We start from the raw sequence: 25,770 nt of genomic DNA on the forward strand, positions 1-25,770 counted from the left end.
TCGTAGGCCAGGGTCTCGATGGTGGGGTCCATCGCGGCCGCCGTGAAGGTGATCGCCGCGGTCAGCGTAGTCTTGCCGTGGTCGACGTGCCCGATCGTGCCCACGTTCACGTGGGGCTTGGTCCGCTCAAACGTTCCTTTTGCCATGTCTCTGTCCTCCAAGCGGTGGGAGGGCACGCCAAAAAAACCCTTTGATCGGGCTTGTGGGCGCGTCCCACATTGGGTTGATTCCCGCCAGGGCGGTGTCCCGCCTTGCTGGCACGTTGCGCTGAACCCCGGGGGTCCAGCCGCACCGACTTGTCAGGCTACTCAATTTTCAGCGCCGCTTCAAGTCCCGGCGCCCCTCTGAACCCGCCGGGCAAGCCGCGCCGGCCCTCAGCGACGGGTGTAAGCCTGCACCTCGCGGTCGAAGGCGCCGATCAGCATCACGATGCCCAGGACCGTGCCGAAGGGAAACAGCAGCAGGCTCAGCACCGCGATCACGATGCTCGACACCCGGCCCCAGCTGCGGCCTTCCAGCACCGCGCGCCGGGTGAAGTACAGCCACAGCACCAGGCCAGCCGTCAGCGCGAACGACAGCCACAGCACCGTCATGACCTGGGCCTGCGTGAGCGCGGGCACCGGTTCCCCGGTCGCGGCGCCGAGTTGGGCCAGCACGGTATTGATGGTGTCTCCCGAAAAAGGGAGCGTGAGCAGCGACAGGGCGTTGTAGATCAGGCCGATCAGCAGCGGAACCGTCAGAAAGGCCAGGCGGGCAGGCCGCCAGGGGGAAACAGGAGCAGACATGCCCGCAGGCTAGCGCGCAGTCCCCTCCGGGAAGCGGGAACTCAAAGAAAGGAGAAGCGCGCCCCTGCGGACGCGCCTCCCCCAAGCCTGGCCAGGCTTACTTCTTCATCAGCTGCTGGGCGATGTTGTTCGGCACCTGGTTGTAGTGGTCGAAGAACATCGAGTAGCTCGCGCGGCCCTGCGTCATGGAACGCATGTCGGTCGCGTAGCCGAACATCTCACTGAGGGGCACGAACGCCTTGACGATCTGCGCGTTGCCGCGCGCCTCCATGCCCTGAATCTGGCCGCGGCGGCTGTTCAGGTCCCCGATGATGTCGCCCATGTAGTCCTCGGGCACCGTCACCTCGACGCGCATGATGGGTTCCAGCAGCGCCGGGGCGCCCTTTTGCACGGCTTCCTTGAGCGCCATCGAACCGGCGATCTTGAACGCCATTTCGCTGGAGTCCACCTCGTGGTAGGAGCCGTCGTAGAGGCTGACCTTCATGTCCACGACCGGGAAGCCCAGCATGGGGCCGCTCTGCATCGCTTCCTCGATGCCCTTCTGGGCCGGGCCGACGAACTCGCGCGGCACGGTGCCGCCCACGACCGCGTTCTCGAACACGAAGCCCGCGCCGGGTTCCAGCGGCTCGGCCTTGATCTTGACGTGGCCGAACTGCCCGCGTCCGCCCGACTGACGGACGAACTTGCCTTCCACGTCCACGGCCCGGGTGATCGTCTCGCGGTAGGCGACCTGCGGGGCGCCCACGTTGGCGTCCACCTTGTACTCGCGCTTCAGGCGGTCCACCAGAATTTCCAGGTGCAGCTCGCCCATGCCCGAGATGGTGGTCTGGCCGCTTTCCTGGTCGGACTCCACCCGGAAGGTGGGGTCTTCCTCGGCGAGCTTCTGAAGGCCGATGCCCATCTTTTCCTGGTCGGCCTTGGTCTTCGGCTCGATGGCGAGCTTGATGACCGGCTCGGGCACGTCGATGCTCTCCAGCAGCACGCGCTCGTCGCCGTCCCCGATCAGGGTGTTGCCGGTGCCCGCGTCCTTGAGGCCGATCACGGCGCCGAGTTCTCCGGCCTTCAGCTCGGTGACTTCCTCACGGCTGTTGGCGTGCATGCGCAGCAGACGGCCCACGCGGTCGCGCTTTTCCTTGGTGGCGTTGTACACGTAGCTGCCCGACTGAAGGGTGCCCGAGTAGATGCGCACGAAGGTCAGGCGGCCCACGTAGGGGTCGGCCATGATCTTGAACGCCAGCGCGGCCAGCTTGCCCTCGGGGTCGGCGGGAAACTCGCGGGTCTCCTCGCTGTCTTCCAGGGTGCCCTTGATGGCGGGCACTTCCAGCGGGCTGGGCAGGTAGTCCACGACCGCGTCAAGCAGCAGCTGCACGCCCTTGTTCTTCAGCGCGCTGCCGCACAGCACCGGGAAGATGCGCTTCTCGATGGTGCCCTTGCGGATGGCGGCGACCAGCTCCTCGACGGTCGGCTCCTCGCCTTCGAGGAACTTCATCATCACGTCCTCGTCGACCTCGGCGGCCGCCTCGATCAGCTGGGCGCGCATCTCCGCGACCTTGTCCGCGTACTCGGCGGGCACGTCGCTTTCCTGGATGTCGGTGCCCAGGTCGTTGGTGTAGGTGTGGGCGCGCTGACGCACGATGTCGATGATGCCCTTGAAGTCGCTTTCCTGGCCCATCGGGTACTGGATGGGGGCGGGAATGGCGCCGAGGCGCTCGCGGATGTCACCCAGCACCAGCTCGAAGGAGGCGCCCGTCTTGTCCATCTTGTTGGAAAAGGCGATGCGGGGCACGCCGTAGCGGTCGGCCTGGCGCCACACGGTTTCACTCTGCGGCTCCACGCCCTGCGAGGAGTCGAACACCGCGACCGCGCCGTCGAGCACGCGCATGGACCGCTCGACTTCGATGGTGAAGTCCACGTGGCCGGGCGTGTCGATGATGTTGACGGTGTATTCCTCGCCGCTGCCGGAGTGCTTCCACTTGGCGGTGGTGGCGGCGGCGGTGATGGTGATGCCGCGCTCGCGCTCCTGCTCCATCCAGTCCATCGTGGCGGCGCCGTCGTGAACCTCGCCGATGTTGTGGGTGCGGCCGGTGTAGTACAGGATGCGCTCGGTGGTGGTGGTCTTGCCCGCGTCAATGTGCGCGGCAATCCCGATATTGCGGAAGTGGGTGAGGTAGCTCTGTGCTTTGGTGGTCATAGGACTCCCTATTGTCGGTGGTGACGTGTCCCGTCACCGTGAGGTCCGCTGCCGGATTTTCAGCGAAACGGGACAGCAGGCAAAAGGGCCGCTGTCCGGTGAGAGGTTCCCGAATCTTCCGGGTCCGCGAGTTCCGCTCCGCTCCGCATCAGTGGGCCAGTGCCGCTTGGATAGCCGCCGTCTGCTGCTCCACTCCGCGAAACTCGCTTCTTTCCCTTCTCGCTCCCTGCGGGCTTTACAAGTCCGCCCGGGTTCAGAGGCCAGAAGGCGGCCTCTTCACCGGGGATTACCAGCGGTAGTGCGCGTAGGCGCGGTTGGCTTCCGCCATGCGCTCCACGTCGTCTTTCTTCTTGATGGCGCCGCCACGGCCCTGCGCGGCGTCCATGATCTCGCCCGCGAGGCGCTCGATGGCGGTGCGCTCGGGGCGGCCGTCCACGGCAGCGAGCATCCAGCGCAGGGTCAGGCTCTGCTGACGGCGCACGCTGACCTCGACGGGCACCTGGTAGGTGCTGCCGCCCACGCGGCGGCTGCGGACCTCGACCCTGGGCTTGACGTTGTCAAACGCCTGCTTGAAGACCTTCAGCGGCTCCTGGCCGGTGCGCTCCTGCACCAAGCGGCAGGCGCCGTAGAAGATGCGCGAGGCGAGGTTCTTCTTGCCGTCTTCCATGATGCGGTTGATCATCGCGCTCACCAGCACGTCCTGGTAAACCAGGTCCGGCTGGATGGGGCGAACTTCTGCTCTGCGGCGACGTGCCATGTTGACTCCTTAAGACTGCGCCTCTGTGGTCAGGCGCCCGGCGACTTGCTTGGGTGGTTGCTGCATTGGCCTCACCCCCACGGGGTTGTCAGCCTCTGGACCCGGACGGAGCCTCGGGAAGAGGGGGATAGCCCCGGCCCCCGGCTCAAACGTCAGGGGCCTTACTTCTTCTTGGCGCCCGCGGCGGCAGCGCCCGCCTTGGGCTTCTTGGTGCCGTACTTGGAGCGGCTCTTGTTGCGGTCCTTGACGCCCTGGGTGTCGAGGGTGCCGCGCACGATGTGGTAGCGCACGCCGGGCAGGTCCTTGACGCGGCCGCCACGGATCAGCACGACCGAGTGCTCCTGCAAGTTGTGGCCCTCGCCGGGGATGTAGGCCGTGACCTCGAACTGGCTGGAAAGACGCACGCGGGCGATCTTGCGCAGCGCCGAGTTGGGCTTTTTCGGCGTGGTGGTCTTCACGACCGTGCAGACGCCGCGGCGGAAGGGGCTGCCCTTGAGGGCCGGAACCTTGCTCTTCTTCTGGAGGGTGGCGCGCCCCTTACGGAGCAGCTGTTGGGTGGTAGGCAGGGTCAATCACTCCTCTTCTGAATGCGCTGGCCGGGGGTCGGCCTGCGCGGGGTGGCCCACCCACACGCCTGCTGGAAGTGAACCGGCGGGGCGGGAGCGGGATCGGGTTGGCGGTGAAACCTGAGGTGATCTGCGTGCCGCTTCCGCTCCGTCAGCATCGGGGGACAGCGAGCGCACGTGCCGAGAAACCTTCCGGTGCAACCCTGGGCCGGGCAGTTTTCAACCGCAGTAGCATACTCCTCCCGGCCCACGGCACGCAAGGCGCGGCGAAGCCGTCCCACCACGCCTGGCTTTTGCCTTACTCGCCCCGGCTGGCTCTCCCCTCCCCGCCCGCTGGCAGCTCCTCGGCCGCGCCGTCCTCGCCCACCCGCAGGCGGGCCGCCCCGAAGGTGACTGGCAGGGTGAGGTCCGCGAGGTAGGCGCGCAGCCGCTCGGGCACTTCGGCCAGCCCCAGGGGCGTGCGCGGCGCGGCGACCAGGCGGTAGACGCCCGGCTCGCCGGGCACGTGGTCGTACACGTAGGCGCCCCGGCGCTGCGGCGGGGTGAGGTGTTCGTCGAAGCCGCCCGCCGGGGCGTTGGCCTCCTCGCGCTCCGGGCGGGTGTCGAGCCAGACGTGCAGCGCTTCGAGCAGTTCCTCGGACACCAGGGCGGCCCCCGGCACGTGGGGGTCACCCGCCGCCAGGAACTGGGCGAGGTGCCCCCCGGCGTCGGCGGCGAACCAGTCGAACTCCACGTCCCGGATCTCCTCGCGGGTGATGACGGTGTGTCCGCCGGTGAGGCTCATCCGGCCCCTCCCGCCTGAAAGGCCGCCGCCACGACCTCGCGGGCCTCATCCATCACCTGCCGCAGGTGGTCCTCGCCCCGGAAGCTCTCGGCGTAGATCTTGTACACGTCCTCGGTGCCGCTGGGCCGGGCGGCGAACCAGGCCTGATCCGTGGTGACCTTCAGGCCGCCGAGCGCCTCGCCGTTGCCGGGGGCGTGGGTCAGCCGGGCGGTGATGGGGTCGCCCGCCAGGGTGGTGGCGGCGACCTGCCCCGGCGAGAGGTTCGCCAGCACCTTCTTCTGGGCGGCATTGGCGGGCGCGTCTTGGCGGTCGTAGGCGGTCTCGCCGTACTGGGTGGTCAGCGCCGCGAAGCGCTGGGAGGGGGTCTGCCCGGTTCTGGCGGTGATCTCGGCGGCGAGCAGGCCCGGAATGATCCCGTCCTTGTCGGTGCTCCAGGGGCCGCCGTCCATCCGCAGAAAGCTCGCGCCCGCCGATTCCTCGCCGCCGAAGCCCAGCGACCCGGTCAGCAGGCCGTCCACGAAGTACTTGAAGCCCACCGGCACCTCGACCAGCCGCCGCCCCAGGCCCGCCGCCACCCGGTCGATCAGCGCGCTCGACACGGCCGTCTTGCCCACGCCCGCCTGGGCGCTCCAGCCGGGGCGGTGCTGAAAGAGGTAGTCGATCATCACCGCGAGGTAATGGTTGGGGTTCATCAACCCGTCGGCGGTCACGATACCGTGGCGGTCGGCGTCGGGGTCGTTGCCGACCGCCACGTCGAAGTCGCCCCTCAACCGCAGCAGCCCGGCCATCGCGTAGGGGCTGGAGCAGTCCATGCGGATCTTGCCGTCGCGGTCCACGCTCATGAAGGCGAAGCTGGGGTCCACCCGCTCATTCACCAGGGTGAGGTTCAGGCCGTGCGTGTCGCGGATCGCCTCCCAGACCGGCAGGCTGGAGCCGCCCAGCGGATCGACGCCGAGGCGAACGCCACTCTCGCGGATGGCAACCAGATCGACGACCTCGCCCAGTGCGGACACGTAGGGGGTCACGAAGTCGAACGGTTCCAGCGCGGCCAGCGCGTCGTCCAGCCCCACCCGCTTCACGCCGCGCAGGCCGCCTTCCAGCAGCGCGTTGGCCCGCTCCTGCACGGCCCGCGTGATCTCGGTATCGGCGGGACCGCCCGAGGGCGGGTTGTACTTGAAGCCGCCGTCTTGCGGGGGATTGTGGCTGGGCGTGATCACGATGCCGTCGGCCGCGCCGCCCTGCCCGGCGCGGTTGTGGCTCAGGATCGCGTGGCTGACGAGGGGCGTGGGGGTAAACCAGCCCGGCTGCGCCCGCACCCGCACCCCGTTGGCGACCAGCACCCCCAGCGCGGTGATCCAGGCGGGTTCGCTCAGGGCGTGGGTGTCCAGCCCCAGGTACAGCGGCCCCGTGATGCCCGCCGCCGCGCGGTGTTCGGCCACCGCCTGCGAGACGGCCAGGATATGGGCCTCGTTGAAGGTGCCGTTTAGGGAGGTGCCCCGGTGTCCACTGGTGCCAAAAGTCACCCGCTGCGCTGGCTGCGCCGGGTCGGGGCGGATCTCGTAGTAGTGGGCGACCAGACGGGGAATGTTCGTCAGCAGGCTCTGCGGCGGCGGCTTCCCGGCAAGTTCGTGGACACTCATACCCCGCAGTCTAAGCACGCCGCCCTGCCCCGGGCGGGGACCGGAACAGGGTGTGGCCGATTGCTCAAGGTCGGCGCCGCGCCTGCTACCCTCCGGCCATGCGCGAGTTCCTGAACGACTGGTGGCGGCTGCTGAAACTGATTCTCGGCTCGCTGGCAGTTCCGGTCTTGCTGTGGCTGCTGCTGGTGTGGACGGGCGTGCTGCGGTGAGAGCCGCCCGACCGCCGAACCTCACCTGCCCCTGGCCTGCTCCCGGCCTCCCCGGCCGGAGGCAGGCGGCCTTCTGATCCCGGCTCGCCTTTGCCCCCTTGGGTGGAACCGCTCCCAGAAGGGCCTCTTGCCCCGGCGTGTTAGGTTCGCCCTATGACGGGCAAAGGCAAGAGGGCGGGCGCGCAGACACCGGACGCGGCGGCGCAGACCCGCGTGAACAACTTCGAGCACGCGCTGGTGCTGGAAACCGCGCGGGTCACGGAAGGCGCCGCGCTGGCCGCCAGCCGCTGGGTCGGCATGGGCGACAAGAACGCGGTGGACGGCGCGGGCACCGAGGCGATGCGCGAACTGCTGGGCAGCCTGGACATCCGCGGCCGGGTGGTGATCGGGGAAGGCGAGATGGACGAAGCGCCCATGCTCTACATCGGGGAGGAGCTGGGGCAGGGGCAATATGAGGTGGACATCGCGGTGGACCCGGTCGAGGGAACCAGCGTGACCGCCAAGGGGCTGCCCAACGGCCTGGCCGTGATCGCCCTCTCGGAGCGCGGCGGCCTGATGCACGCGCCCGACTGCTACATGGACAAGCTGGTCGTGCCGCCTCCCGCTGCCGGACGGGTGCACCTCGACTGGCCGGTGGAGGCCAACCTCGCCACCCTGGCGCAGAGCCTGGAGCGCGACGTGGAGGACCTCCTGATCACCATCCTCGACCGCGAGCGGCACGCGGACCTGATCCGGCGAGTGCGGGCGGCGGGAGCGCGGGTCAAGCTGATCGGCGACGGCGACGTGGTCGCCAGCCTGGCGGTTGGCGTGCGCGGCACCGGCGTCCACGCGTTGATGGGGTCGGGCGGGGCGCCCGAAGGGGTGCTCTCGGCGGCGGCGATGAAGTGCCTGGGCGCCGAGATCCAGGGCCGTTTCATCGCGGAGGACGACGCGATGCGCGAACGCTTCGCCCAGATGGGCGTGGACGAGCGCCGGGTCTACAAAACCGACGAACTCGCCTCGGGCAGCCAGATCGTCTTTTCGGCCACCGGCATCACCTACGGCGAGCTGCTCAGCGGCGTGCGGCGCTTCGGCGGCGGCGCCCGCACCCACACCCTGGTGATGGGCTACGCCAGCCGGGTCGTGCGCTTTATCGACACCGTGCATCTGGAGGACGACACGGCGCGGGTGACGATCCGGGTCTGACAGCGGGGTTCGGTCAAAAGGGGCACTTTCTTACCCTTACCCTCCATTCCAACCGCTGTGAGCCGTTGCCACCTGCCCTGCTGCGCAGCCTGGCCCGCTCACCCCACAAGCCCTGAAGGGCCTTCCTCCCGGTCTGGGGATGACCGCCGTGAGGGGTCAGGGCAACGTCCGAGGTGATGGATCGCTTAATGTTGAACTATCTGGCCGAGGGGAGTAGACTGTGCCGATGACGAACCCTGTCCGGATGACCATCCTTTACTACTCGACCTACGGCACCAACCACCAGATGGCAGAGGTGGCCGCCGAGGCCGCCCGCGAGGCCGGAGCCGAGGTCCGGCTGGTCAAGGCCCGCGAGACGGCCCCGCAGGAGGTCGTGAACGGCCAGGAGGCCTGGAAGGCGCAGCAGGAGCGCACCGCGCACATCCCCGAGGCGACCGCCGACGACATGCAGCACACCGATGCGATCCTGATCAGCACGCCCACCCGCTGGGGCGGCTCGGCGAGCCAGCTGCGGGTCTTTATCGACACCCTGGGCGGCCTGTGGGCCTCGGGCGCCCTGGCGGACAAGACCTTCAGCGTGATGACGAGCGCCCAGAACCCCAACGGCGGGCAGGAGACCACCATCCAGACCCTGTATGTCATGGCCGCGCACTGGGGCGCGATCATCGTGCCGCCCGGCTACACCGACCCCGCGATCTTCGCCTCGGGCGGCAACCCCTACGGCGCCAGCGTGACTGCCAACGGCCAGCCGCTGAGCGAGGAGGACAAGGCCTCCATCCGCCACCAGGCCCGCCGTCAGGTCGAGGTCACGCGCAAGCTCAAGGGCTGAGCACGGCGCACACGGCCCCTCCCCCGTCTGCGGACCGGGGAGGGGTTTTCGTGTGTGTGCTACGGGGAAGCTACCCTCCGTCCCCCCGCACGCCGAAGGTTCCCGAGCGCAGCAGGGCGGCCTCGCCCTCTCCGAAGGGGCTGCGCGACTGCGACCACCGCACAGCGGCTTCCACGTCGTAGGGCACGGCGCAAAATTCCACCGCCCAGTGTCCGGACCGGCCTTCGAGCAGGGTCCAGCGGGCGCGCGGGTCGCCGTCCACCTGATCGCTGACCGCCCCCGCGTTGACCACCAACGTGTCCCCCACCCGCGTGGCGCCGGGACGGTGGGTGTGGCCGCACAAGACGACTTCCGCCCCCAATGGCTCGACCAGGGCACGCAACCCGCCGGGGTCACGGGCGCGGTAGAAGCCGCCGGCGCCTTCGGAGTGCCAGACCCACAGCAAGCTGTCCCAGGCGCTGTCCGGCGTGCCGTGGCAGGCGAAGATGGCCCCGTCCGGCGTGCGGGCGGTCAGGGGCAGGGCGGCCAGCCGCGCCCGCGTCTCCGCGTCCAGTTGCGTCTCCAGCCACGCCCCGTACGCGCGGGCGAGGGGCGAGCGCCGTCCCCCCGGCCAGAACTTCTCCTCGTTGTTGCCGCGCACCTCCAGCGCCCCGGCTCCGGCCAGGTCGCGTTGCAGGGCCGCCGCGCGGGCGGGGTCCGCCGAGCCTTCCACCTGATCGCCCAGGTTGACGGTCAGGTCGGGGGCCGCCCTGGCGACCTCGCGCAGCACGGCTTCCAGCGCACAGGCGTTGCCATGCACGTCGCTGATCACCGCGACCCTCATCCGGCCCCGCCCCATGTGGCCCGCTTCACCCGCCCAGGCTAGCGCGGCCTCCCGCTACCATGCGGCCCATGAGCATCCTTCCGGACTGGCGCATTCGCCAACTCGCCCAAGCGGGCATGATCAGCCCCTTCGAAGACCGCCTGGTCCGCACCGCCGGGCAGGGCCACGTCATCAGCTACGGCCTGAGCAGCTTCGGCTACGATCTGCGCTGCGCCGACGAGTGGAAGGTCTTTACCAACGTCTACGGCGCCGTGGTGGACCCCAAGCACTTTGACGACCGCTCCTTTGTGGACCTTCAGGCAGGCGAGATCATCATTCCGCCCAATTCCTTCGTGCTGGCGCGCAGCCTGGAATACATGCGGATTCCCGACAACGTGATGGTCGTGGCGCTGGGAAAATCGACCTACGCGCGCTGCGGCATCGTCGCCAACGTGACCCCGCTGGAACCCGGCTGGGAGGGGCACGTCACCCTGGAATTCAGCAACACGACGCCCCTCCCCGCCAAGATGTACGCCAACGAGGGCTGCGTGCAGCTGCTGTTTTTCGAGGGCGAACGCCCGGAAGTGACCTACGGCGACCGGAGCGGCAAGTACCAGGGCCAGCAGGGCGTGACGCTGCCGCGCCTCTAAAAGCCTGCCTGGAGTGGGAGAGCGCGGCTCCAAGGGCCCCTCTCTAAATGTCTCCTGGCTGTCTTCTCGTCCGGGCGGGAGCGGGGTCTGTCAGGCTGGCCCCATGCCGGACAAAGACGACAAGAACAAGGGGCACACCAGCCAGCCCGAGCAGTACGACCGCAACAAGCAGGAAGTCCACGAGATCGAGCACGACGGCAAGCCCTCCTTCAAGGGGGTCAACGACCGCGAGGCGAACGCCGCCCGCAACACCGAGCATGACGGCCACAAGGAAAAAAAGGACGTGGAGGAAGCCCGGAGCGTCCCCGCCTCCAACCAGGGCTGACCCTGCATCCAGAAGGGCCGGGCCAAGCCGCCCGGTCCTTTTCGCTGCGCCGCGTCAGGAGACTGCCCCATGTCAAGCGTGATGTCCACCCCTGAAGTCCCGCGCCCCACTCCCGGCGTGCTGCTGCTCGCCGCCCTGTTCGTGGGCGCGGGCATCCTGCATTTCGTGAAGCCGCAGCCCTTCGACCGGATCGTCCCGCCGGGGCTGCCGATGGCCCCACGCGCGGCCACATTGCTCAGCGGCGCAGCCGAGCTGCTGGGCGGGCTGGGCCTGCTGCACCCCGCCACCCGGCCCGTCGCCCGCTGGGGCCTGCTGGCGCTGCTGGCCGCCGTGTTTCCCGCCAACCTCTTTATGGCGCAGCAGGCCGAGCGCTTCGCACCGCTGCCGGCCTGGGCGCTGTGGGCACGGCTGCCGCTTCAGCCGCTGCTGATGTGGGCGGTCTGGCGGGCCGGACGCCAGAGGACCAGCCGCCGAAGGGCCAGCCGCCGGACCCCCCACTGAAACGCCGCCCACCCGAGAGGGGCGGCGGCGCGGCGAGAGCGGCGTTCAGGAGATCGTGCGCGGCGGCCGGGGCGGCAGGGAGGTCTCGGTTCCCTCGCGTTTGGGCGCGCTGAAGACGCCCAGGCGCGGCAGCACCCAGCGGTCCAGCCCCCACCAGCCCGCGACCCGCCAGGCCAGCACCAGCCAGGTCGCCAGGATAAAGAGCAGCGGGTTGCTCGACAGCGTGCCGGCCAGCAGGAAGTTGGCGTTCATCAGCCCGCCGAAGAAGGCGGCCACGCCCGTGAGCAGGCCCAGGATCAGCGCGATCCCCACCGCCGTTTCCCCGAAGGCGACCAGGTAGGAAAACAGGGTGGCGTTGGGCAGGGCGACGTTCTCGATAAAGGAACCGTACCAGCCGGACACCGAGGGCCGCTCGCCGCCCGTCTTGGCCAGCGCGCCGTTCAGGAACCCGGTGACGGCGGTGCCCGCCTGTGAGCCGACCCAGGCCGGATCGGTGACCTTGTGCCACCCGGCGTTCAGCCACTGCCAGCCCACGTAGATGCGCAGCAAGGCCCACAGCGGCGCGAGGCGGGTGTCGGCGAAGAGAAAGCGCGAGATGCCCGGTTCGGTCACGATGCGGGAAGCAGAACTTGCGGTCATAGGGGTCCCTCCTGGGAAGAGGCGGGGAGGCCGCGCTCGCCCATCTGGTCGATGAACCCGGCCCATGCGCCTGTAGACCCAGGGTGGCAGCCGGGCATTACCAGACCATTACGTGCCTCCGCAGGCGGCTCCCCCCTTTGCCCTCGCTCCCCTCGCCCGGGCCGCCTGTCAGCCTGCCTCGCCCACGGCCAGCGGCGCCAGGGCGGCCCGCAGCGCCGGGGGCAGCGCGACCGGGCGGCGCGTGGCCCGGTCCACGTACACATGGACGAAATGGCCCTGCGCGCAGGCCGCCGCCTCCCCTTCCCGGAAGATGGCCAGTTCGTAGCGCACGCTGCTGCGCCCCAGCTGCGCCACCCGCACCCCGACGCTCAGCAGGTCGGGAAAGGCGGCGGGCGCGAAAAAGGCGCAGCCGGTCTCCACGACGAGGCCGATCACGGCCCCCCCCTGCACGTCGAGCGCCCCGCGCGCGGCCAGGTAGGCGTTCACGGCCGTGTCGAAGTAGCTGTAGTAGGTGACGTTGTTGACGTGGCCGTACACGTCGTTGTCGGCCCAGCGGGTCGGGGTGGGGTGGTGGTAGGGGTAGGCGGCGCGGGCGTGCGGCACGGGGCGGGTCATGGGGGCAGGGTAGCGGAGCCGTTCCAGAAAGGGGGACACCGGCCAGGCTCCGTGCCGCGCCCGCGTTAGATTGCCCCCATGACAAACGCGGACACTCTGGTCATCACGGCGGCGCGGCGCACGCCCATCGGCAGCTTCCTGGGGAGCCTCGCGGAGGTGTCGGCGGTGGACCTCGGGGTCACGGCAGCCAAAGCCGTGCTCAGCGGCGTCAACGGCGACGACGTGGCCGACGTGATCGTGGGCAACGTGTTGCAGGCGGGGCAGGGGATGAATGTGGCGCGGCAGGTCGCGGTTGGGGCCGGACTGCCCCAGCACGTGCCGGGCCTCACGGTGAACCGGGTCTGCGGCTCGGGCCTCCAGGCGGTCATCAGCGCGGTGCAGGGCCTGAGATCGGGCGACGGCCAGCTGTACCTCGTGGGCGGCACCGAGAGCATGAGCGGCGCGCCCTACCTGCTGCCACGCGCCCGCCAGGGCTACCGCCTGGGCCACGCGCAGGCGCTCGACTCGATCCTCAAAGACGGTCTGACTGACGTGTTTCACGACTACCACATGGGCATGACCGCCGAGAACATCGCCCAGGCGTGGCAGCTCAGCCGCGAGGAGCAGGACGCCTTTGCCCTGGACAGTCAGGAGCGGGCCGCCCGCGCCGTACAGGCGGGCCATTTCGACGCCGAGACGGTGCCGGTGGAGGTGCCGGGCCGCAAGGGGGTGACCCTGTTCGAGAAGGACGAGTACCCCCGCGCCACCACCCTGGAGGCCCTGGCGAAACTCAAGCCCGCCTTCAAAAAGGACGGCACCGTGACGGCCGGAAACGCCAGCGGCATCAACGACGGCGCGGCGATGCTGGTCGTGACCAGCGAGGGCTACGCGCGGACCAACGGCCTGCCGGTCCTGGCCGAGATTGTCAGCCACGCGGCGGTCGGGGTCGATCCCGCGATCATGGGCATCGGCCCGGCGCGGGCGGTGCCGATCGCGCTGGAAAAGGCGGGGATGACCCTGGCGGACGTGGACCTGCTCGAACTCAACGAGGCCTTTGCGGCCCAGAGCCTCGCGGTGCTGCGCGACCTGGGCGTGGACCCCGCGAAAGCCAACCCCACGGGCGGCGCCATCGCGCTGGGGCACCCCATCGGGGCCTCGGGGGCGCGGGTGCTGACCACCCTGATTCACTCCCTGCGCCGCGAGGGCAAGGAGACCGGCGTGGCGAGCCTGTGCATCGGCGGCGGCATGGGCATCGCGATGGTAGTGCGGGCGCGCGGCTAGGCCGGAGCAGGCGGCGGGGTCGGGAGGACTGGCCGAGCAGCCTCCCACCTCCGCCGCCTCGCCTTACCCTAGGCGCATGACCGACGCCGTTCAGGACCTCTTTCAGTCCATCCACGCGAACAATCTGGAGGGCGTGCGCCTCCTGATCGGGGCCGAGCCGGGGCTGCTGACGGCCACCAGCCCCACCGGCCTCTCCCCTGTCCTCTTCGCCACCTACTACCGGCGCCCCCAAATCACCCGGCTGCTGATCGAAGCCGGAGCGTCCCTGAGCGCGTTCGAGGCGGCGGCGACCGGCGAACTCGCGGTTCTGCGGGGGCAGCTTGACGCGCAACCTGACCTGCTGCACGCCTTCAGCCCCGACGGCTTCAGCCTGCTGGGGTTGGCTGCCCTCTTTGGCCATGAGGGGGTGGCTGCCGAACTGCTCTCGCGCGGGGCGAACGTGAACCGGGCGAGCCAGAACGCGCTGGAGGTTCAGCCCCTCCACTCCGCCGTCGCGGGCGACCACCCGGCCCTGGCCCGTCGGCTGTTGGACGCTGGGGCGGACGTGAACGCCGTGCAGCACGGGGGTCTGACCCCGCTGATGGGCGCGGCGCGAAATGGCAACCAGGCGCTGGTGGTGGTGCTGCTGGCCGCAGGCGCCGACCCTGCTGCCCGCACCGCCGACGGGCAGGACGCCGAGGCCCTGGCAGCAGAAGAGGGCCACCAAGCCGTGGCCGGGATTCTGAGGGCCGCGCGCCACGAGCCTCAAGGAACCCGGAATGCAGCCGCCGGGGCCGAGGCCGACACTGGGCGCATGACCGACAACCGAGACGGCCGCCCCGACGAGGAGCGCGAGCGCCACACGCCCATGCCCGTGAACGAGCTGACGGGCCAGGCCGACCCCCGCACGGGCTTCCAGACCCACGACCCCAAAGACGCCCATCAGGCCCGCTACACCTCGACGCCCGCCGAGGACCGGGTCGCCAGCGCCGACCAGGGCAAGGGGATCAGCCTGCCCGCCACCGATCCCGGCGACGTGACGCACCAGTTCGACCACCTCGCCACCCGCGACCCCGAGGCGATGGAAAAGGCCCTGGAGGCTCCCGAGTTCGCGGGCGCGCAGACGGTGGCCGGGACCGGGGTGGACAGCGCCCTGGCCGACGGCGTGGTCCCGATGGGCCTGGGTGTCTCGGCGGGCATGGGAGTGGTCCGCGAGCGCCAGCACTCGGCCGCGGACCTCAACCCCGGCTACACGCCGCCCAGCCAGCAGACGTCGCCCCACCCCGGAGAGCAGCCCGGCGACCTGCCCCCCGGCACCCCCACCGAACTGCGCGCCGAGGTGCGGGGCGACGCCGACGACCGCTGACCCCACCAGCCGCCCCGCGCCCCGCCGCAGCTCCGCCCGCCCTCTGGGGGGGCGGTTTTTTCTGGCGGCGCACGGCGACACCCCCACCACGGGGGCGGGGGTGCAGGCGGGCGGCGGGAGCTACAGCGAGATCAGGAAGGGGTCTTCCAGCGTCTCGCAGATGTGGCGCAGGAAGCGCGCAGCGTCGGCCCCGTCGATCAGGCGGTGGTCGTAGGTCAGCGAGAGCGGGAGCAGGTTGCGGGCTTCGAAGCTGCCCGTCTCGCGGTTCCAGACCGGCTCCAGCCCGCCGCGCGACACGCCCAGGATGGCGACCTCGGGCGAGTTCACGATGGGCGTGAAGCCGTGCCCACCGATCCCGCCGAGGTTGGAAATCGTAAAGGTCGCGCCCTGCATCTCGGCGGGGCTGAGCTTGCGCTCGCGGGCCTTTCCAGCGAGTTCGTTCAGCTCCAGCACGATCTCGGTGATGCTCTTGCGGTCGGCGTCCTTGAGAACCGGGACAAGCAGGCCCTGGGGCGTGTCCACCGCGACCCCGAGGTTGACGTAGTCCTTGTAGACGACCTGCTGCGCGGCGAGGTCGAGGCTGGCGCCGAACTTGGGGAATTTCCGCAGGGCGCCCGCCACGACCTTCATCAGGATGTGGGTCATGGTGAGCTTGCCGCCCGCCTTCTCCACCCGCGCGCCGAAGGCCCGGCGCGTCTCCTCCATGCGGGTCACGTCGGCCTTGTCGAAGTGCGTGACCATCGGAATGGTCGTCCACGAGGCGGTCATGGAGCGGATGGTCGCCTTGCGGATGCCGCTCATGTCCTCGCGGCGCACCGTGCCCCACCGCTCGAAGTCGGGCAGAGGCTGGGCGGGGGCTGCCGCTGGGGCGGGCGCAGAAGCCGCCGGAGCGGGGGTGGCCTGCGCGGCTGCCGCGACACTGGGGACACTGGGGGTGCCCGCTGCGCGCCGCACGTCCTCCTCGCTGATGCGCCCGGCGATCCCGGTGCCGTGAACGTCGTGGATGTCCACCCCGATCTCGCGGGCCATACGCCGCACGCTGGGCGCGGCGGGCACCAGGATGCGGTTGTCGTAGGCCTGGGTGTCGTAGGGACGCTGGGCCGCCGGGGCCTGGCTGGGCGCGGTCTGGGTGGGGGAGCGCCCCCCCGGGGATGACGGCTGGGCCGGGGCCGCGCCCGCCTGCGCCTTCTGCGCCTCCTGCTGGGCCTGCGCGACCCGGTTGGCGGTGCCCGCATCGGAGGCCACCGTGGGCGCGTCCGGCTCGGCAACGGGCGTGGACGGCTGAGCGCGGGAGGCAGGAGCCTGCCCCCCGCCCGTCAGCGTCAGGATCACGCCGCCGACCTTGACGGTATCCCCGACCTTCACGGCCACCTCGCCCACCGTGCCGGGGGCATTGGCGGGCACCTCGACCACGGCCTTGTCGGTCTCGATCTCGATAATGGGCTGGCCCTCGCTGACCTCATCGCCAGGCTTGACGAGGACCGTCACGACCGTGCCCTGCTCGATGTTGTCGCCCACGTCGGGCAGGGTGACCTGGGCACCACCGGACGCGGGCTGGCTGCTGGACGCAGAAGGCTGGCTGCCTCCACCCGTTCCCGCCTGCACCTTCTGCGCCTCCTGCTGCGCCTGCGCGACCCGCTTGGCAGTGTCGGGGTCGCTGGCCACCGTGGGGCTGTCCGGCTCGGCAGAGGGAGTGCCGGGCGCCGGGGTCTGCCCGGCGTTCTGGTCCGCCTGGCCCCCAGCGCCCGCCTCCCCGCCCGCCAGCGTCAGGATCGTGCCGCCGACCGCCACGGTGTCGCCCACCTTCACCCCCACCGACTCGACGGTGCCGCCCGCGCTGGCGGGCACCTCGACCACGGCCTTGTCGGTCTCGATCTCGATGATGGGCTGGCCCTCGCTGACCGTGTCGCCCGGCTGCACCAGCACCGTCACGACCGTGCCCTGTTCGATGTTGTCGCCCACGTCGGGCAGTTTCAGTTCTTGCGCCATGTTGAACGCTCCTTGACCTGAGAGCTTGAGAGGAGCCATCAGCTTTCAGTTCTCAGCATAGGCGGCTGAGCGCTGAAGGCTGATGGCGGGGGACTTAACGCAAGACCGGCGCGTCGCGTTCGGGGTCGATGCCGAGGTCCGCGATGGCCCTGGCCACCACGTCCCCCTTCACCTTGCCGTCGCGCTGGAGGGCATACAGGGTCGCCAGCACAACATGCTTGGCGTCCACCTCGAAAAAGTCGCGCAGTTCCTCGCGGGCCTCACTGCGCCCGAACCCGTCGGTGCCCAGCGTCCAGACCTTGCGGTCGAGGTGCCCGTTCAGGCCGTCGGCGCCCAGCTTCACGTAATCGCTGACCGAGACGATCACGCCCGGCGCGTTCTCGCGGCTGAGCTGCGAGGTGACGTAGCTCGTGCGCGGCTCCTCCTGGGGGTGCAGCATATTGTGCCGCTGGGTCAGCAGGGCGTCCTGGTGCAGCTCCTTGTAGGAGGTCACGCTCCAGAGGTCGGCCGCGACCCCGTAGCCCTCCAGCAGCCCCACGGCCTCCTGCGCCGCGCCCATCGCGGGACCGCTGGCGAGCAGTTGCGCGCGCAGCTTGGCCTTGGTGTTGGCCGACCTCTGGAAGCGGTACATCCCTTTGATGATCCCCTCGCGGATCTCGTCGTGGGTGCGCCCGTCGTCGGGCATGGGGGGCTGGACCTCGTTCTCGTTGTCGATGGTGACGTAGTAGAACTCGTCGATGCCGTCCACGTACATCCGCTGGATGCCGCGCTCGACGATCACCGCCAGCTCGTAGGCGAAGGCGGGGTCGTACACCTTGAGATTGGGCACCACGTAGGCTTGCAGCAGCGAGTTGCCGTCCTGGTGCTGCAAGCCTTCGCCCGCCAGGGTGGTCCGGCCGGCGGTGGCGCCGAACAGGAACCCGCGCGCCCGCTGGTCGGCGGCGGCCCACACCAGGTCCCCGATGCGCTGCATCCCGAACATGGAGTAGAAGACGTAGAAGGGGATGGTGGGCACGCCGTGGTTGGCGTAGCTCGTCGCCGCCGCGATCCAGGAAGCCATCGCGCCGTCTTCGGTGATGCCTTCTTCGAGCATCTGGCCGTCGGTGCTCTCCTTGTAGGCCATCAGCGAACCGAAATCGACGGGTTGGTAGGTCTGCCCGCGCGGCGAGTAGATGCCGATGCGCGGCACCAGCGCGTCCATGCCGAAGGTGCGGGCCTCGTCGGGCACGATGGGCACGACGTACTTGCCGATCTCCTTGTCGCGCAGCAGCTTGCTCATGATCTGCACGGCGGCCATGGTGGTGCTCACGGCGCGGCCCTTGCTGCCCGCCGCGAACTCCTCGTAGAACTCGCCCGTGGGGACCGTGGGGTGCGGGTAGTCCACGACCCGCTCGGGCACGAAGCCCCCCAGCGCGGCGCGGCGCTCCAGCATGTACCGCACTTCCGGCGAGTCGGGGCCGGGATTGTAGAAGTCCAAGTGCTCGACCTGCTCGTCGCTCAGCGGCAGCTCCAGCAGGGTCCGCAGGGTCTTGAGGGCGTCGAACTCCAGCTTCTTGACCTGGTGGGCCACGTTGCGGGCCTGCGCCGTCTCACCCAGGCCGTAGCCCTTGACGGTGCGGGCGATGATCACGGTGGGCTGGCCCTGATGCTTCACGGCGGCGGCGTAGGCGGCGTAGATCTTGTGGACGTCGTGCCCACCGCGGTTGAGCAGTTCGAGGTCGGCGTCCGTCCAGCCCTCGATCAACTGCTGGAGTTCGGGCGTGTTGAAGAACTTCTCGCGCAGCTCCTTGCCGCCAAAGGCCGCGTAGCGCTGCGACTCGCCGTCCACCAGCGCCTCGAAACGCTTGACGATCTCGCCGTTGTAGTCCTTTTGCAGCAGCTCGTCCCACTTGGAGTCCCACACGACCTTGATGACGTTCCAGCCTGCGCCCCGGAACAAAGCCTCGAACTCCTGAATCACCTTGGAGTTGGCGCGCACCGGCCCGTCGAGGCGCTGGAGGTTGGCGTTCAGGACAAAGACGATGTTGTCGAGGTTCTCGTAGGCGGCGAAGCGAAGCGCCCCGATGGACTGCGGCTCGTCCATCTCGCCGTCGCCCAGGAAGGCCCACACCTTGGCGTCCCCCTTGGGCTTGAGGCCCCGGTTTTCCAGGTACTTGATGTAGCGCGCCTGGTAGATCGCCTGGATGGGACCCAGGCCCATGCTGACGGTCGGGAACTCCCAGTAGTCGGGCATCAGCCAGGGGTGGGGGTACGAGGAAAGGCCCCGGCCCTCCCGGCTCAGCTCGCGGCGAAAGCGGTTCAGGTCGCCCTCGTCGAAGCGGCCCTCCAGAAAGGAGCGCGCGTACACGCCGGGACTGGCGTGGCCCTGGAAAAAGACCAGGTCGCGGCTCTCCCCTGCCCCGTGCCCCCGGAAGAAATGGTTGAAGCCGACTTCCAGCAGCTCGGCGCTGCTGGCATAGGTGGCGAGGTGCCCGCCGATGCCGTCACTCTTCTTATTCGCCTTGACGACCATCGCCACGGCGTTCCAGCGAATGGCGTCGCGAATCTTGCGCTCCAGCTCCAGGTCGCCGGGGTACTCGGGCTGCTGGTCCACGTCGATGGAGTTGATGTACGGCGTGTTCTGCTTGAAGAGAATCGGCGCCCCGTGAAAGTAGGCGTAGTGGTCGAGGTCCTCGAGCAGCTGCGCGGCGCGGTCGTCGCCCGCGTTCGCCAGCACGTAGGCCAGGGAATCGAGCCACTCCTGCTTCTCGACCTCGTTGAGCTGCTCTCGCTCCTGCGGCGGCAGGCCCGCACGCGGAGGACGGTTGGGCGGAGATGTCGTCATGGTGCCCAGTCTATGCCCGGCCATTCACCGCTTCCAACAGGGCAAAGTGGGGCCACTGACCATCCCGGCTGGTCGGTGTGGCAGGCTGGGCCACGATGGAACTCCGACACCTCCGCCATTTCGTCGCGCTTGCCGAGGAGCAGCATTTCGGGCGGGCGGCCGAGCGCGTCTTCGTGGTGCAGCAGGCGCTCTCGAACTCGATCAAGAACCTGGAAGACGAGGTCGGCGTGCCGCTGGTGCTGCGGACCACCCGGCGGGTGCAGCTCACCCCGGCGGGGCGCGAGTTTCTGGGCGGGGCGCGCGAGACGCTGGCGCAGGCGGCGCAGACGGTCGAGCGTGCTCGCCGGGCGGCGCGGGGCGAGGTCGGGCGGCTGACGGTGGGGTTTGTCAGCGGGCTGGCTTTCGGGGGCCTGCCGGAGATCGTGCGGTCTTTCCGGGAGCAGTTCCCCAATGTCAGCGTGGACCTGCGCGAACTGACCGCCCAGGAGCAGGAGGCGGCCCTGCGCGGCGGCATGATCGACGTGGGCCTGATGCTGCTGCCGGTGCGGGACCCGGCGCTGGATTCGCGGCCGCTGTGGCGCCAGCCGCTCGTCGCGGCGCTTCCCGCCGGTCACCGTCTGGCCCGCAGGCGCAGGCTGCGGATCGGGGACCTGGCGCACGAGCCGTTCGTCTTTTTTCCCCGGCACCTGCGCGCGACCTACTTCGATCAGGTCATGCGCTGGTGCTCGGGGGCGGGCTTCACGCCCAACGTGGTGCAGGAAGCCATCGAGATTCCCACGCTGCTCTCGCTGGTCGCGGCGGGGGTGGGGGTGTTCTTGCCCATCGAGTTCTTCGGGCGCCTGTCGCTGCCCGGCGTCGTGTACCGCCCGGTCGAGGACGCGCCCGTCGTCGAGATCGTGGCCGTGTGGCGGCGCGAGGAGCCGGGCGGCGGCCCCATCGTGCGGGCCTTTCTGGCGGTGGCGGGAGAGGCGCTGGGCACCCAGCAGTAGGGGCCTTTCCCGGCGGAGTATCGTGGGAGTCTCGCCTGGGCCGGGCGGCTGCCGTGCGGGTGTCTCCGGCTCCCTCTGTGCCCGCTCCTTCTCCCGCAGGAGGCCACATGACGGACGAGAACGAGGCTCCTCGCGCCGCCCAGCTGCTCCCGGCGCCCGCCCAGGGCGGCCGGAGGCGCCTTTCCCTGCGGCGTTCCCGGTCCAGGCCGCCCCCGGCCCCCCGCCTGCGCTTCTTGAGAAGTGCCCGCCTCGACACCTTGATCGACGGCGTGTTCGCGATCACGCTGACCTTGCTGGTGCTTGACGTGCGCCCGCCCGAGACGCTCGGCCCCGGCGGCCTGCTGCATGCCCTGCTCGCGCTGGGGCCGGAGATCGTCAGTTACGTGATCAGCTTCGCGCTGCTGGGGGTGGCCTGGCTGGCCCACCACCTCGGCGCCAGCCTGGTCGTGCGCTCGGACTTCACGCACGCGGCGCTCAACCTGCTCGCGCTGCTGGTCGTGGCGCTGGTGCCCTTTTCGGCGGCACTGCTGGGCCGCTACCCCGCCGAGCCGCTCGCCTACACGGTCTTCGGGGTGCACGTGGCGACGCTTTCCCTGCTGTACTCGCTGAACTGGCAGCACTGCGCGCGCGGCCACTGCCTCGTCGAGCCGGACCTGCCTCCCGGGGTTGCCGCGCGGATCACCCAGATGGGCGTGGAGGCGACTGCCGGTTACCTGCTGATGATTCCCGTCGCCTACTTCGCCGCGCGCTGGAGCCTGGCACTCTACGGGGTGCTGATCGTGGTCGCCCTGCTGGAACTCGCGCGGCTGGCGCGGCTGCTCGAAGGGCTTCCCGCCGGGGCAGCCGCCACGCCCACCGCAGACGGGCGCGGACCGGAGCAGGCGGGTTGACCCCGTACCCCTTCCCCCCGACTACGTTCAGGGCGTAAACTGGAGGGATGCTACGGGTCAAGTCCGACTTCACGCCGTCCGGAGACCAGCCGACCGCCATTCGCTCGCTGGTGGACGGTCTGGAATCCGGGCTGCGCTACCAGACACTGCTGGGCGCGACGGGCACGGGCAAGACCTACTCCGTCGCCAAAGTCATCGAGGAGACGCAGCGCCCCGCCCTGATCATGGCGCCCAACAAGATCCTCACCGCGCAGCTCGCGTCCGAGTTCCGCGAGTTCTTTCCCGACGCGGCGGTCGAATTCTTTATCTCCTACTACGACTACTACCAGCCCGAAGCCTACGTGCCCGGCAAGGATCTGTTCATCGAAAAGGACGCCGCGATCAACCAGGAGATCGAGCGGCTGCGGCACTCGACCACCCGCTCGCTGCTCACGCGGCGGGACACCATCGTGGTGGCGTCGGTGTCGTGTATCTACGGCCTCGGGGACCCCGCCGAGTACCGGGCGCTGAACCTGATCCTGAAGGTGGGCGAGAAGGTCAGCCGCGACGAGATCCTGGGCCGCCTGGTCACCATGCAGTACGAGCGCAACGACATCGAACTCGCGGCGGGGCGCTTCCGGGCCAAGGGCGACACGGTGGAAGTGTGGCCCAGCTACGACGAGCAACCCATCCGCATCGAGCTGTGGGGCGACGACGTGGACCGCATTCAGGTCGTCCACCCCCTGACCGGGGACAAGCTCGCGGACCTCGACGCGACCATCGTGTACCCGGCCAAGCACTACGTCTCCAGCGCGGGGAACATCGAGCGGGCGATCGTGACGATTCAGCAGGAACTCGACGAGCGGCTGGAATACTTCAAGTCGGTGGGCAAGCTGCTCGAAGCCCAGCGCATCAAGGAGCGCACCCTCTACGACCTGGAGATGCTCAAGGTCCTGGGCTACTGCTCGGGCATCGAGAACTACTCGCGGCACATCGACGGGCGGGCGGTGGGCGCCACGCCGTACACCATGCTCGACTACTTCCCGGACGACTTCATCACCTTTATCGACGAGTCGCACGTCACGGTGCCGCAGATCGGCGGGATGGCGAACGGCGACCGCGCCCGCAAGCAGACGCTGGTGGACTACGGCTTCCGGTTGCCCAGCGCGATGGACAACCGCCCGCTGAACTTCGGGGAGTTTCTGGAGAAGACCGGGCAGACGGTGTTCGTCTCGGCGACCCCCGGCCCCTACGAGCGCGAGCACAGCGACTCGGTGGCCGACCAGATCATCCGCCCGACCGGGCTGGTGGACCCGCCCGTGACCGTGCGCCCCATCCAGGGCCAGATCGAGGACCTGCTGGGCCGGGTGCGCGAGCGGGCGGCGAAGGGGGAACGCACCCTCGTCACCACCCTGACGAAGCGCATGGCGGAAGACCTCACCGAGTACATGCTCGAAAAGGGCGTCCGCACCCGCTACATGCACTCGGACATCGACTCGGTGGAGCGGCAGGTCATCATCCGCGACCTGCGGCTGGGGCACTACGACGTGCTGGTGGGCATCAACCTGCTGCGCGAGGGCCTGGACCTGCCGGAAGTCTCGCTGGTCGCCATCCTCGACGCCGACAAGCCGGGCTTCCTGAGAAGCGAGCGGGCTTTGATTCAGACCATCGGCCGCGCGGCCAGAAACGTCAACGGCGAGGTGATCCTCTACGGCGACACGGTGACGCCCGCGATGGAGTACGCGATGGAGGAAACCCGCCGCCGCCGCGAGAAGCAGACCGCCTACAACGCCGAGCACGGCATCACGCCGACCACGGTCGTCAAGGGCGTACGCAACGTCATCCGGGGCGAGGAGACGCCCGACGAGATCAGCTCGGAGAACGTGGGCGACGACCGCGACGCCCTGACCCGGCAGCTCACCGACCTCGAACTCGACATGTGGCAGGCGTCCGAGGACCTCGACTTCGAGCGGGCGGCCAGTCTGCGCGACCAGATTCGCGCCATCGAGGCCAAGTTGCAGGGCAAGGACTTCAAGCAGGCGACGGTGCCGGGGCAGAAGGTCCGGCGCAAGGGGCGGCGGTAATGGTCAGCGGAGGCGCTTGAGGGTGCAGGATGCCGCCGACTATACAAGTGCGAGCCAGATCGCCCGAGTGCTGACGGAAAAGTGGGTGTCGCAGCAGGTGGCCTGTCCTCTATGCGGCTCTACCCTGAAGCCTCTTGCCAATAACACTCCAGGCCGTGATTTCTACTGTGTGGAGTGCGCAGCTTCATACCAACTCAAAAGCTATAAGGGAAAACGAAAGCCCAAGCTGATCGGGGCGGAATACAGGACCACCGTGAGCATCCTTTTGGCTGCTGGTGGTCCCCATCTCCTCGTTGTGAGGTATTCAAAGGAATACATGGTGCAGGAAGTGTTCTGGGCCGAAAACAAGGACATCACAAAAGACCATGTTCAGCCCAGGAGGCCTCTCAGCAGCACGGCACGCAGGGCAGGCTGGCAAGGATCCACCCTGTTTCTTGGACAGATACCCTTCAAAATCCTGCTGTGCAAGCCATTGGGCGGCGCTGCTTAGAGGCTTCAAAAGGCGCAGTCATCCCAGACATAGGGTGACTGCGCTTTTTCCCGACTTCAGTGAATGACGCGCTCCCCCTCGGGCGAGGCGTCCACCTCGGCCTTTTGCGCGGGCAGCAGCAGGTTTGCCACGATGCCGACGAGCGCGGCCAGAGCCATGCCCGAGAGGCTCAGGGAAGTGCCGCCGACGCTGATTGGAAAGGCGGCGCCGCCCAGCCCCAGCACCAGGATCAGGGACACGACGATCAGGTTGCGCGAGTGCGCGAAGTCGATGCGCGCCTCGGCCAGCGTGCGGATGCCCACCGAGGCGATCATGCCGAACAGCAGGATCGAGACGCCGCCCAGCACGCCCGGCGGCAGGCTCCTGAGGACAGCGGCCAGCTTGGGCGAGCAGCCGAAGAGGAGGGCGAACACCGCCCCGATGCGCAAGATCGCCGGGTCGTACACCCGGGTCAGGGCCAGCACGCCGGTGTTCTCGGCGTAGGTGGTCGCGGCGGGGCCGCCCAGCGCGGCACTGCTGATGTTGGCGACGCCGTCGGCAAAGAGGGTGCGGCTCAGCCCCGGACTTTTCAGGAAGTTCTGCCCGACCACCCGTCCGTTCACGATCACGTCGCCCACATGCTCGATAAAGGTCACGACCGCGACCGGCGCGATGATGGCGACCGCCCGCCAGTCCAGCGTGGGCGCGTGAAAGTCGGGCAGGCCCAGCAGCGGCGCGGCGCGGATGGCCGCCAGCGCCTCGGCACTCACGGCGCCCGTCGCCAGCGCGACGAGGTAGCCCGCAACGACGCCGACCAGAATCGGGATCATGCGGAACAGCCCGCGTCCGAACACGCTGGTGACCACGGCGGCGAGCAGGGTGGCCAGGGCCAGCCCCCAGTTCGTCTTGGCCTGATCGACCGCGACGTCGCTCAGCCCCAGCCCGATCACGATGATGACCGGCCCCGTCACGACCGGCGGAAAGACCCGCAGCAGCCGCCCCGTCCCGAACAGCCGCACCAGCCCGCTGAACAGCAGGTACATCAGCCCGGCCGCGATGAGTCCGCCCGCCGCCGCGCCCGGCCCCAGTTCCTTGACGACCAGCGCGGTGGGCGCGATAAAGGCGAAGCTCGACCCCAGGAAGATAGGAACCCGGCCCCCGCTGAGCAGGTGAAAGATCAATGTGGCGAGGCCCGCCCCGAACAGCGCCACGCTGGGCGACAGCCCCACCAGAATGGGCACCAGCACGGTTGCGCCGAACATGGCGATGGAATGCTGCAAGCCCAGCACCAGGCGGCGCTCGGGGCGCAGGGGGGGGCGGGGGGGCGGCGAGCTGGGCGGGGAAGCGGGAGCGGTCTGGGTCATGGGGCCTCCGGCGAGCGCGGCACGCGGCGTCCCGGCGCCCGGGTGGGGCGGCGGGGAGCGTGCGTTGTCTCCGGGAGCCGAGCATAGCGCCTGGCCGGG

General features: G+C 69.4%; 24 protein-coding genes. 11 read left to right on the forward strand and 13 right to left on the reverse strand.

All coding sequences use genetic code 11. From position 1 onward, the window contains the following. From HNQ09_RS17695 to pgm, 7 genes are all read right to left on the reverse strand, one after another. Positions 1-146, reverse strand: a 146-nt coding sequence (locus HNQ09_RS17695) for a GTP-binding protein (protein ID WP_246363158.1), incomplete at its 3' end; no start/stop codon positions are given. Positions 147-374: 228 nt separating this feature from the next. Continuing rightward, on the reverse strand, positions 375-785 hold the full coding sequence (locus HNQ09_RS17700) for a hypothetical protein (protein WP_184031797.1): 411 nt from the start codon (positions 783-785) through the stop codon (positions 375-377). 97 nt (positions 786-882) lie between these two features. After that, positions 883-2,976: an elongation factor G gene (gene fusA / locus HNQ09_RS17705; protein WP_184031798.1), complete on the reverse strand. Its 2,094-nt coding sequence runs from the start codon at positions 2,974-2,976 to the stop codon at positions 883-885. A 286-nt stretch (positions 2,977-3,262) separates the two neighbouring features. Beyond that, positions 3,263-3,733, reverse strand: a complete 471-nt coding sequence (gene rpsG, locus HNQ09_RS17710; RefSeq protein ID WP_184031799.1) for a 30S ribosomal protein S7 — start codon at positions 3,731-3,733, stop codon at positions 3,263-3,265. Between the two features lie 161 nt (positions 3,734-3,894). Then, the gene (gene rpsL / locus HNQ09_RS17715) at positions 3,895-4,299 is read right to left on the reverse strand and encodes a 30S ribosomal protein S12 (RefSeq protein ID WP_184031841.1); all 405 of its coding nucleotides are present in this window, start codon (positions 4,297-4,299) and stop codon (positions 3,895-3,897) included. A 298-nt stretch (positions 4,300-4,597) separates the two neighbouring features. Beyond that, positions 4,598-5,083 (reverse strand): hypothetical protein, encoded by a 486-nt coding sequence (locus tag HNQ09_RS17720; RefSeq protein WP_184031800.1) that lies wholly within the window; start codon positions 5,081-5,083, stop codon positions 4,598-4,600. Next, positions 5,080-6,723 (reverse strand): phosphoglucomutase (alpha-D-glucose-1,6-bisphosphate-dependent), encoded by a 1,644-nt coding sequence (gene pgm / locus HNQ09_RS17725; protein WP_184031801.1) that lies wholly within the window; start codon positions 6,721-6,723, stop codon positions 5,080-5,082. Before pgm ends, HNQ09_RS17720 begins: the two co-directional genes overlap by 4 nt. 362 nt (positions 6,724-7,085) lie before the next feature. Here pgm and glpX point away from each other — a divergent pair, with 362 nt between their 5' ends. Continuing rightward, positions 7,086-8,117: a class II fructose-bisphosphatase gene (glpX, locus tag HNQ09_RS17730; RefSeq protein WP_246363478.1), complete on the forward strand. Its 1,032-nt coding sequence runs from the start codon at positions 7,086-7,088 to the stop codon at positions 8,115-8,117. 226 nt (positions 8,118-8,343) lie between these two features. After that, the gene (gene wrbA, locus HNQ09_RS17735) at positions 8,344-8,946 is read left to right on the forward strand and encodes an NAD(P)H:quinone oxidoreductase (RefSeq protein WP_184031802.1); all 603 of its coding nucleotides are present in this window, start codon (positions 8,344-8,346) and stop codon (positions 8,944-8,946) included. 70 nt (positions 8,947-9,016) lie between these two features. Here wrbA and HNQ09_RS17740 read toward each other — a convergent pair whose 3' ends face one another. After that, on the reverse strand, positions 9,017-9,769 hold the full coding sequence (locus HNQ09_RS17740; protein ID WP_184031804.1) for a metallophosphoesterase family protein: 753 nt from the start codon (positions 9,767-9,769) through the stop codon (positions 9,017-9,019). Between the two features lie 68 nt (positions 9,770-9,837). On the opposite strand from HNQ09_RS17740, the gene dcd reads away from it, so the two are divergent. The 3 genes from dcd to HNQ09_RS17755 all read left to right on the forward strand — a co-directional run bounded on the left by dcd (position 9,838) and on the right by HNQ09_RS17755 (position 11,224). Next, complete coding sequence (gene dcd / locus HNQ09_RS17745; protein ID WP_184031805.1) at positions 9,838-10,398, forward strand: dCTP deaminase; 561 nt, start codon at positions 9,838-9,840, stop codon at positions 10,396-10,398. A 103-nt stretch (positions 10,399-10,501) separates the two neighbouring features. Next, a complete protein-coding gene (locus HNQ09_RS17750; protein ID WP_184031806.1) occupies positions 10,502-10,723 on the forward strand; it encodes a hypothetical protein in 222 nt (73 codons plus the stop codon). Positions 10,724-10,792: 69 nt separating this feature from the next. Continuing rightward, positions 10,793-11,224 (forward strand): DoxX family protein, encoded by a 432-nt coding sequence (locus tag HNQ09_RS17755; protein WP_246363479.1) that lies wholly within the window; start codon positions 10,793-10,795, stop codon positions 11,222-11,224. A 45-nt stretch (positions 11,225-11,269) separates the two neighbouring features. Here the strand turns inward: HNQ09_RS17755 and HNQ09_RS17760 are convergent, their stop codons facing one another. Both HNQ09_RS17760 and HNQ09_RS17765 read right to left on the reverse strand, forming a co-directional pair. Continuing rightward, positions 11,270-11,863: a DoxX family membrane protein gene (locus tag HNQ09_RS17760; protein ID WP_184031807.1), complete on the reverse strand. Its 594-nt coding sequence runs from the start codon at positions 11,861-11,863 to the stop codon at positions 11,270-11,272. Between the two features lie 168 nt (positions 11,864-12,031). Then, complete coding sequence (locus HNQ09_RS17765; RefSeq protein WP_184031808.1) at positions 12,032-12,478, reverse strand: acyl-CoA thioesterase; 447 nt, start codon at positions 12,476-12,478, stop codon at positions 12,032-12,034. 78 nt (positions 12,479-12,556) lie between these two features. Between HNQ09_RS17765 and HNQ09_RS17770 the strand changes: the two genes are divergently transcribed. Both HNQ09_RS17770 and HNQ09_RS19055 read left to right on the forward strand, forming a co-directional pair. Beyond that, positions 12,557-13,738 carry an acetyl-CoA C-acetyltransferase gene (locus HNQ09_RS17770; protein ID WP_184031809.1) on the forward strand — a complete coding sequence of 394 codons (1,182 nt, stop codon included), beginning with the start codon at positions 12,557-12,559 and terminating at the stop codon, positions 13,736-13,738. Between the two features lie 76 nt (positions 13,739-13,814). Continuing rightward, a complete protein-coding gene (locus HNQ09_RS19055; RefSeq protein WP_246363480.1) occupies positions 13,815-15,083 on the forward strand; it encodes an ankyrin repeat domain-containing protein in 1,269 nt (422 codons plus the stop codon). 120 nt (positions 15,084-15,203) lie between these two features. On the opposite strand, the gene aceF is transcribed toward HNQ09_RS19055, so the two are convergent. Beyond that, a complete protein-coding gene (gene aceF, locus HNQ09_RS17785) occupies positions 15,204-17,072 on the reverse strand; it encodes a dihydrolipoyllysine-residue acetyltransferase (RefSeq protein WP_184031810.1) in 1,869 nt (622 codons plus the stop codon). 94 nt (positions 17,073-17,166) lie between these two features. After that, positions 17,167-19,896: a pyruvate dehydrogenase (acetyl-transferring), homodimeric type gene (gene aceE / locus HNQ09_RS17790; RefSeq protein WP_184031812.1), complete on the reverse strand. Its 2,730-nt coding sequence runs from the start codon at positions 19,894-19,896 to the stop codon at positions 17,167-17,169. A 95-nt stretch (positions 19,897-19,991) separates the two neighbouring features. On the opposite strand from aceE, the gene HNQ09_RS17795 reads away from it, so the two are divergent. From HNQ09_RS17795 to HNQ09_RS17810, 4 genes are all read left to right on the forward strand, one after another. After that, positions 19,992-20,885 carry a LysR family transcriptional regulator gene (locus HNQ09_RS17795; RefSeq protein WP_184031813.1) on the forward strand — a complete coding sequence of 298 codons (894 nt, stop codon included), beginning with the start codon at positions 19,992-19,994 and terminating at the stop codon, positions 20,883-20,885. Between the two features lie 107 nt (positions 20,886-20,992). Further along, positions 20,993-21,775, forward strand: a complete 783-nt coding sequence (locus HNQ09_RS17800) for a TMEM175 family protein (protein ID WP_184031814.1) — start codon at positions 20,993-20,995, stop codon at positions 21,773-21,775. A 47-nt stretch (positions 21,776-21,822) separates the two neighbouring features. Next, the gene (gene uvrB, locus HNQ09_RS17805) at positions 21,823-23,838 is read left to right on the forward strand and encodes an excinuclease ABC subunit UvrB (protein WP_184031815.1); all 2,016 of its coding nucleotides are present in this window, start codon (positions 21,823-21,825) and stop codon (positions 23,836-23,838) included. Between the two features lie 22 nt (positions 23,839-23,860). Beyond that, positions 23,861-24,328 carry a DpnI domain-containing protein gene (locus tag HNQ09_RS17810; protein WP_184031816.1) on the forward strand — a complete coding sequence of 156 codons (468 nt, stop codon included), beginning with the start codon at positions 23,861-23,863 and terminating at the stop codon, positions 24,326-24,328. 56 nt (positions 24,329-24,384) lie between these two features. On the opposite strand, the gene HNQ09_RS17815 is transcribed toward HNQ09_RS17810, so the two are convergent. Further along, complete coding sequence (locus HNQ09_RS17815) at positions 24,385-25,671, reverse strand: uracil-xanthine permease family protein (protein WP_184031817.1); 1,287 nt, start codon at positions 25,669-25,671, stop codon at positions 24,385-24,387. Positions 25,672-25,770 lie beyond the last annotated feature (99 nt).

The organism is Deinococcus budaensis (assembly GCF_014201885.1).
Classification (GTDB): domain Bacteria; phylum Deinococcota; class Deinococci; order Deinococcales; family Deinococcaceae; genus Deinococcus; species Deinococcus budaensis.

Bases quoted from the DNA above. Each gene is read 5' to 3' on its own strand.
- HNQ09_RS17815 (WP_184031817.1), bottom strand. From the start codon at position 25,671: ATGACCCAGACCGCTCCCGCTTCCCCGCCCAGCTCGCCGCCCCCCCGC.
- HNQ09_RS17740 (WP_184031804.1), bottom strand. From the start codon at position 9,769: ATGAGGGTCGCGGTGATCAGCGACGTGCATGGCAACGCCTGTGCGCTG.
- HNQ09_RS17760 (WP_184031807.1), bottom strand. From the start codon at position 11,863: ATGACCGCAAGTTCTGCTTCCCGCATCGTGACCGAACCGGGCATCTCG.
- HNQ09_RS17755 (WP_246363479.1), top strand. From the start codon at position 10,793: ATGTCAAGCGTGATGTCCACCCCTGAAGTCCCGCGCCCCACTCCCGGC.
- pgm (WP_184031801.1), bottom strand. From the start codon at position 6,723: ATGAGTGTCCACGAACTTGCCGGGAAGCCGCCGCCGCAGAGCCTGCTG.
- dcd (WP_184031805.1), top strand. From the start codon at position 9,838: ATGAGCATCCTTCCGGACTGGCGCATTCGCCAACTCGCCCAAGCGGGC.
- HNQ09_RS17700 (WP_184031797.1), bottom strand. From the start codon at position 785: ATGTCTGCTCCTGTTTCCCCCTGGCGGCCTGCCCGCCTGGCCTTTCTG.
- aceE (WP_184031812.1), bottom strand. From the start codon at position 19,896: ATGACGACATCTCCGCCCAACCGTCCTCCGCGTGCGGGCCTGCCGCCG.
- fusA (WP_184031798.1), bottom strand. From the start codon at position 2,976: ATGACCACCAAAGCACAGAGCTACCTCACCCACTTCCGCAATATCGGG.
- HNQ09_RS17770 (WP_184031809.1), top strand. From the start codon at position 12,557: ATGACAAACGCGGACACTCTGGTCATCACGGCGGCGCGGCGCACGCCC.
- HNQ09_RS17720 (WP_184031800.1), bottom strand. From the start codon at position 5,083: ATGAGCCTCACCGGCGGACACACCGTCATCACCCGCGAGGAGATCCGG.
- HNQ09_RS17795 (WP_184031813.1), top strand. From the start codon at position 19,992: ATGGAACTCCGACACCTCCGCCATTTCGTCGCGCTTGCCGAGGAGCAG.
- glpX (WP_246363478.1), top strand. From the start codon at position 7,086: ATGACGGGCAAAGGCAAGAGGGCGGGCGCGCAGACACCGGACGCGGCG.
- HNQ09_RS17765 (WP_184031808.1), bottom strand. From the start codon at position 12,478: ATGACCCGCCCCGTGCCGCACGCCCGCGCCGCCTACCCCTACCACCAC.
- wrbA (WP_184031802.1), top strand. From the start codon at position 8,344: ATGACGAACCCTGTCCGGATGACCATCCTTTACTACTCGACCTACGGC.
- HNQ09_RS17800 (WP_184031814.1), top strand. From the start codon at position 20,993: ATGACGGACGAGAACGAGGCTCCTCGCGCCGCCCAGCTGCTCCCGGCG.
- uvrB (WP_184031815.1), top strand. From the start codon at position 21,823: ATGCTACGGGTCAAGTCCGACTTCACGCCGTCCGGAGACCAGCCGACC.
- HNQ09_RS17750 (WP_184031806.1), top strand. From the start codon at position 10,502: ATGCCGGACAAAGACGACAAGAACAAGGGGCACACCAGCCAGCCCGAG.
- aceF (WP_184031810.1), bottom strand. From the start codon at position 17,072: ATGGCGCAAGAACTGAAACTGCCCGACGTGGGCGACAACATCGAACAG.
- rpsG (WP_184031799.1), bottom strand. From the start codon at position 3,733: ATGGCACGTCGCCGCAGAGCAGAAGTTCGCCCCATCCAGCCGGACCTG.
- HNQ09_RS19055 (WP_246363480.1), top strand. From the start codon at position 13,815: ATGACCGACGCCGTTCAGGACCTCTTTCAGTCCATCCACGCGAACAAT.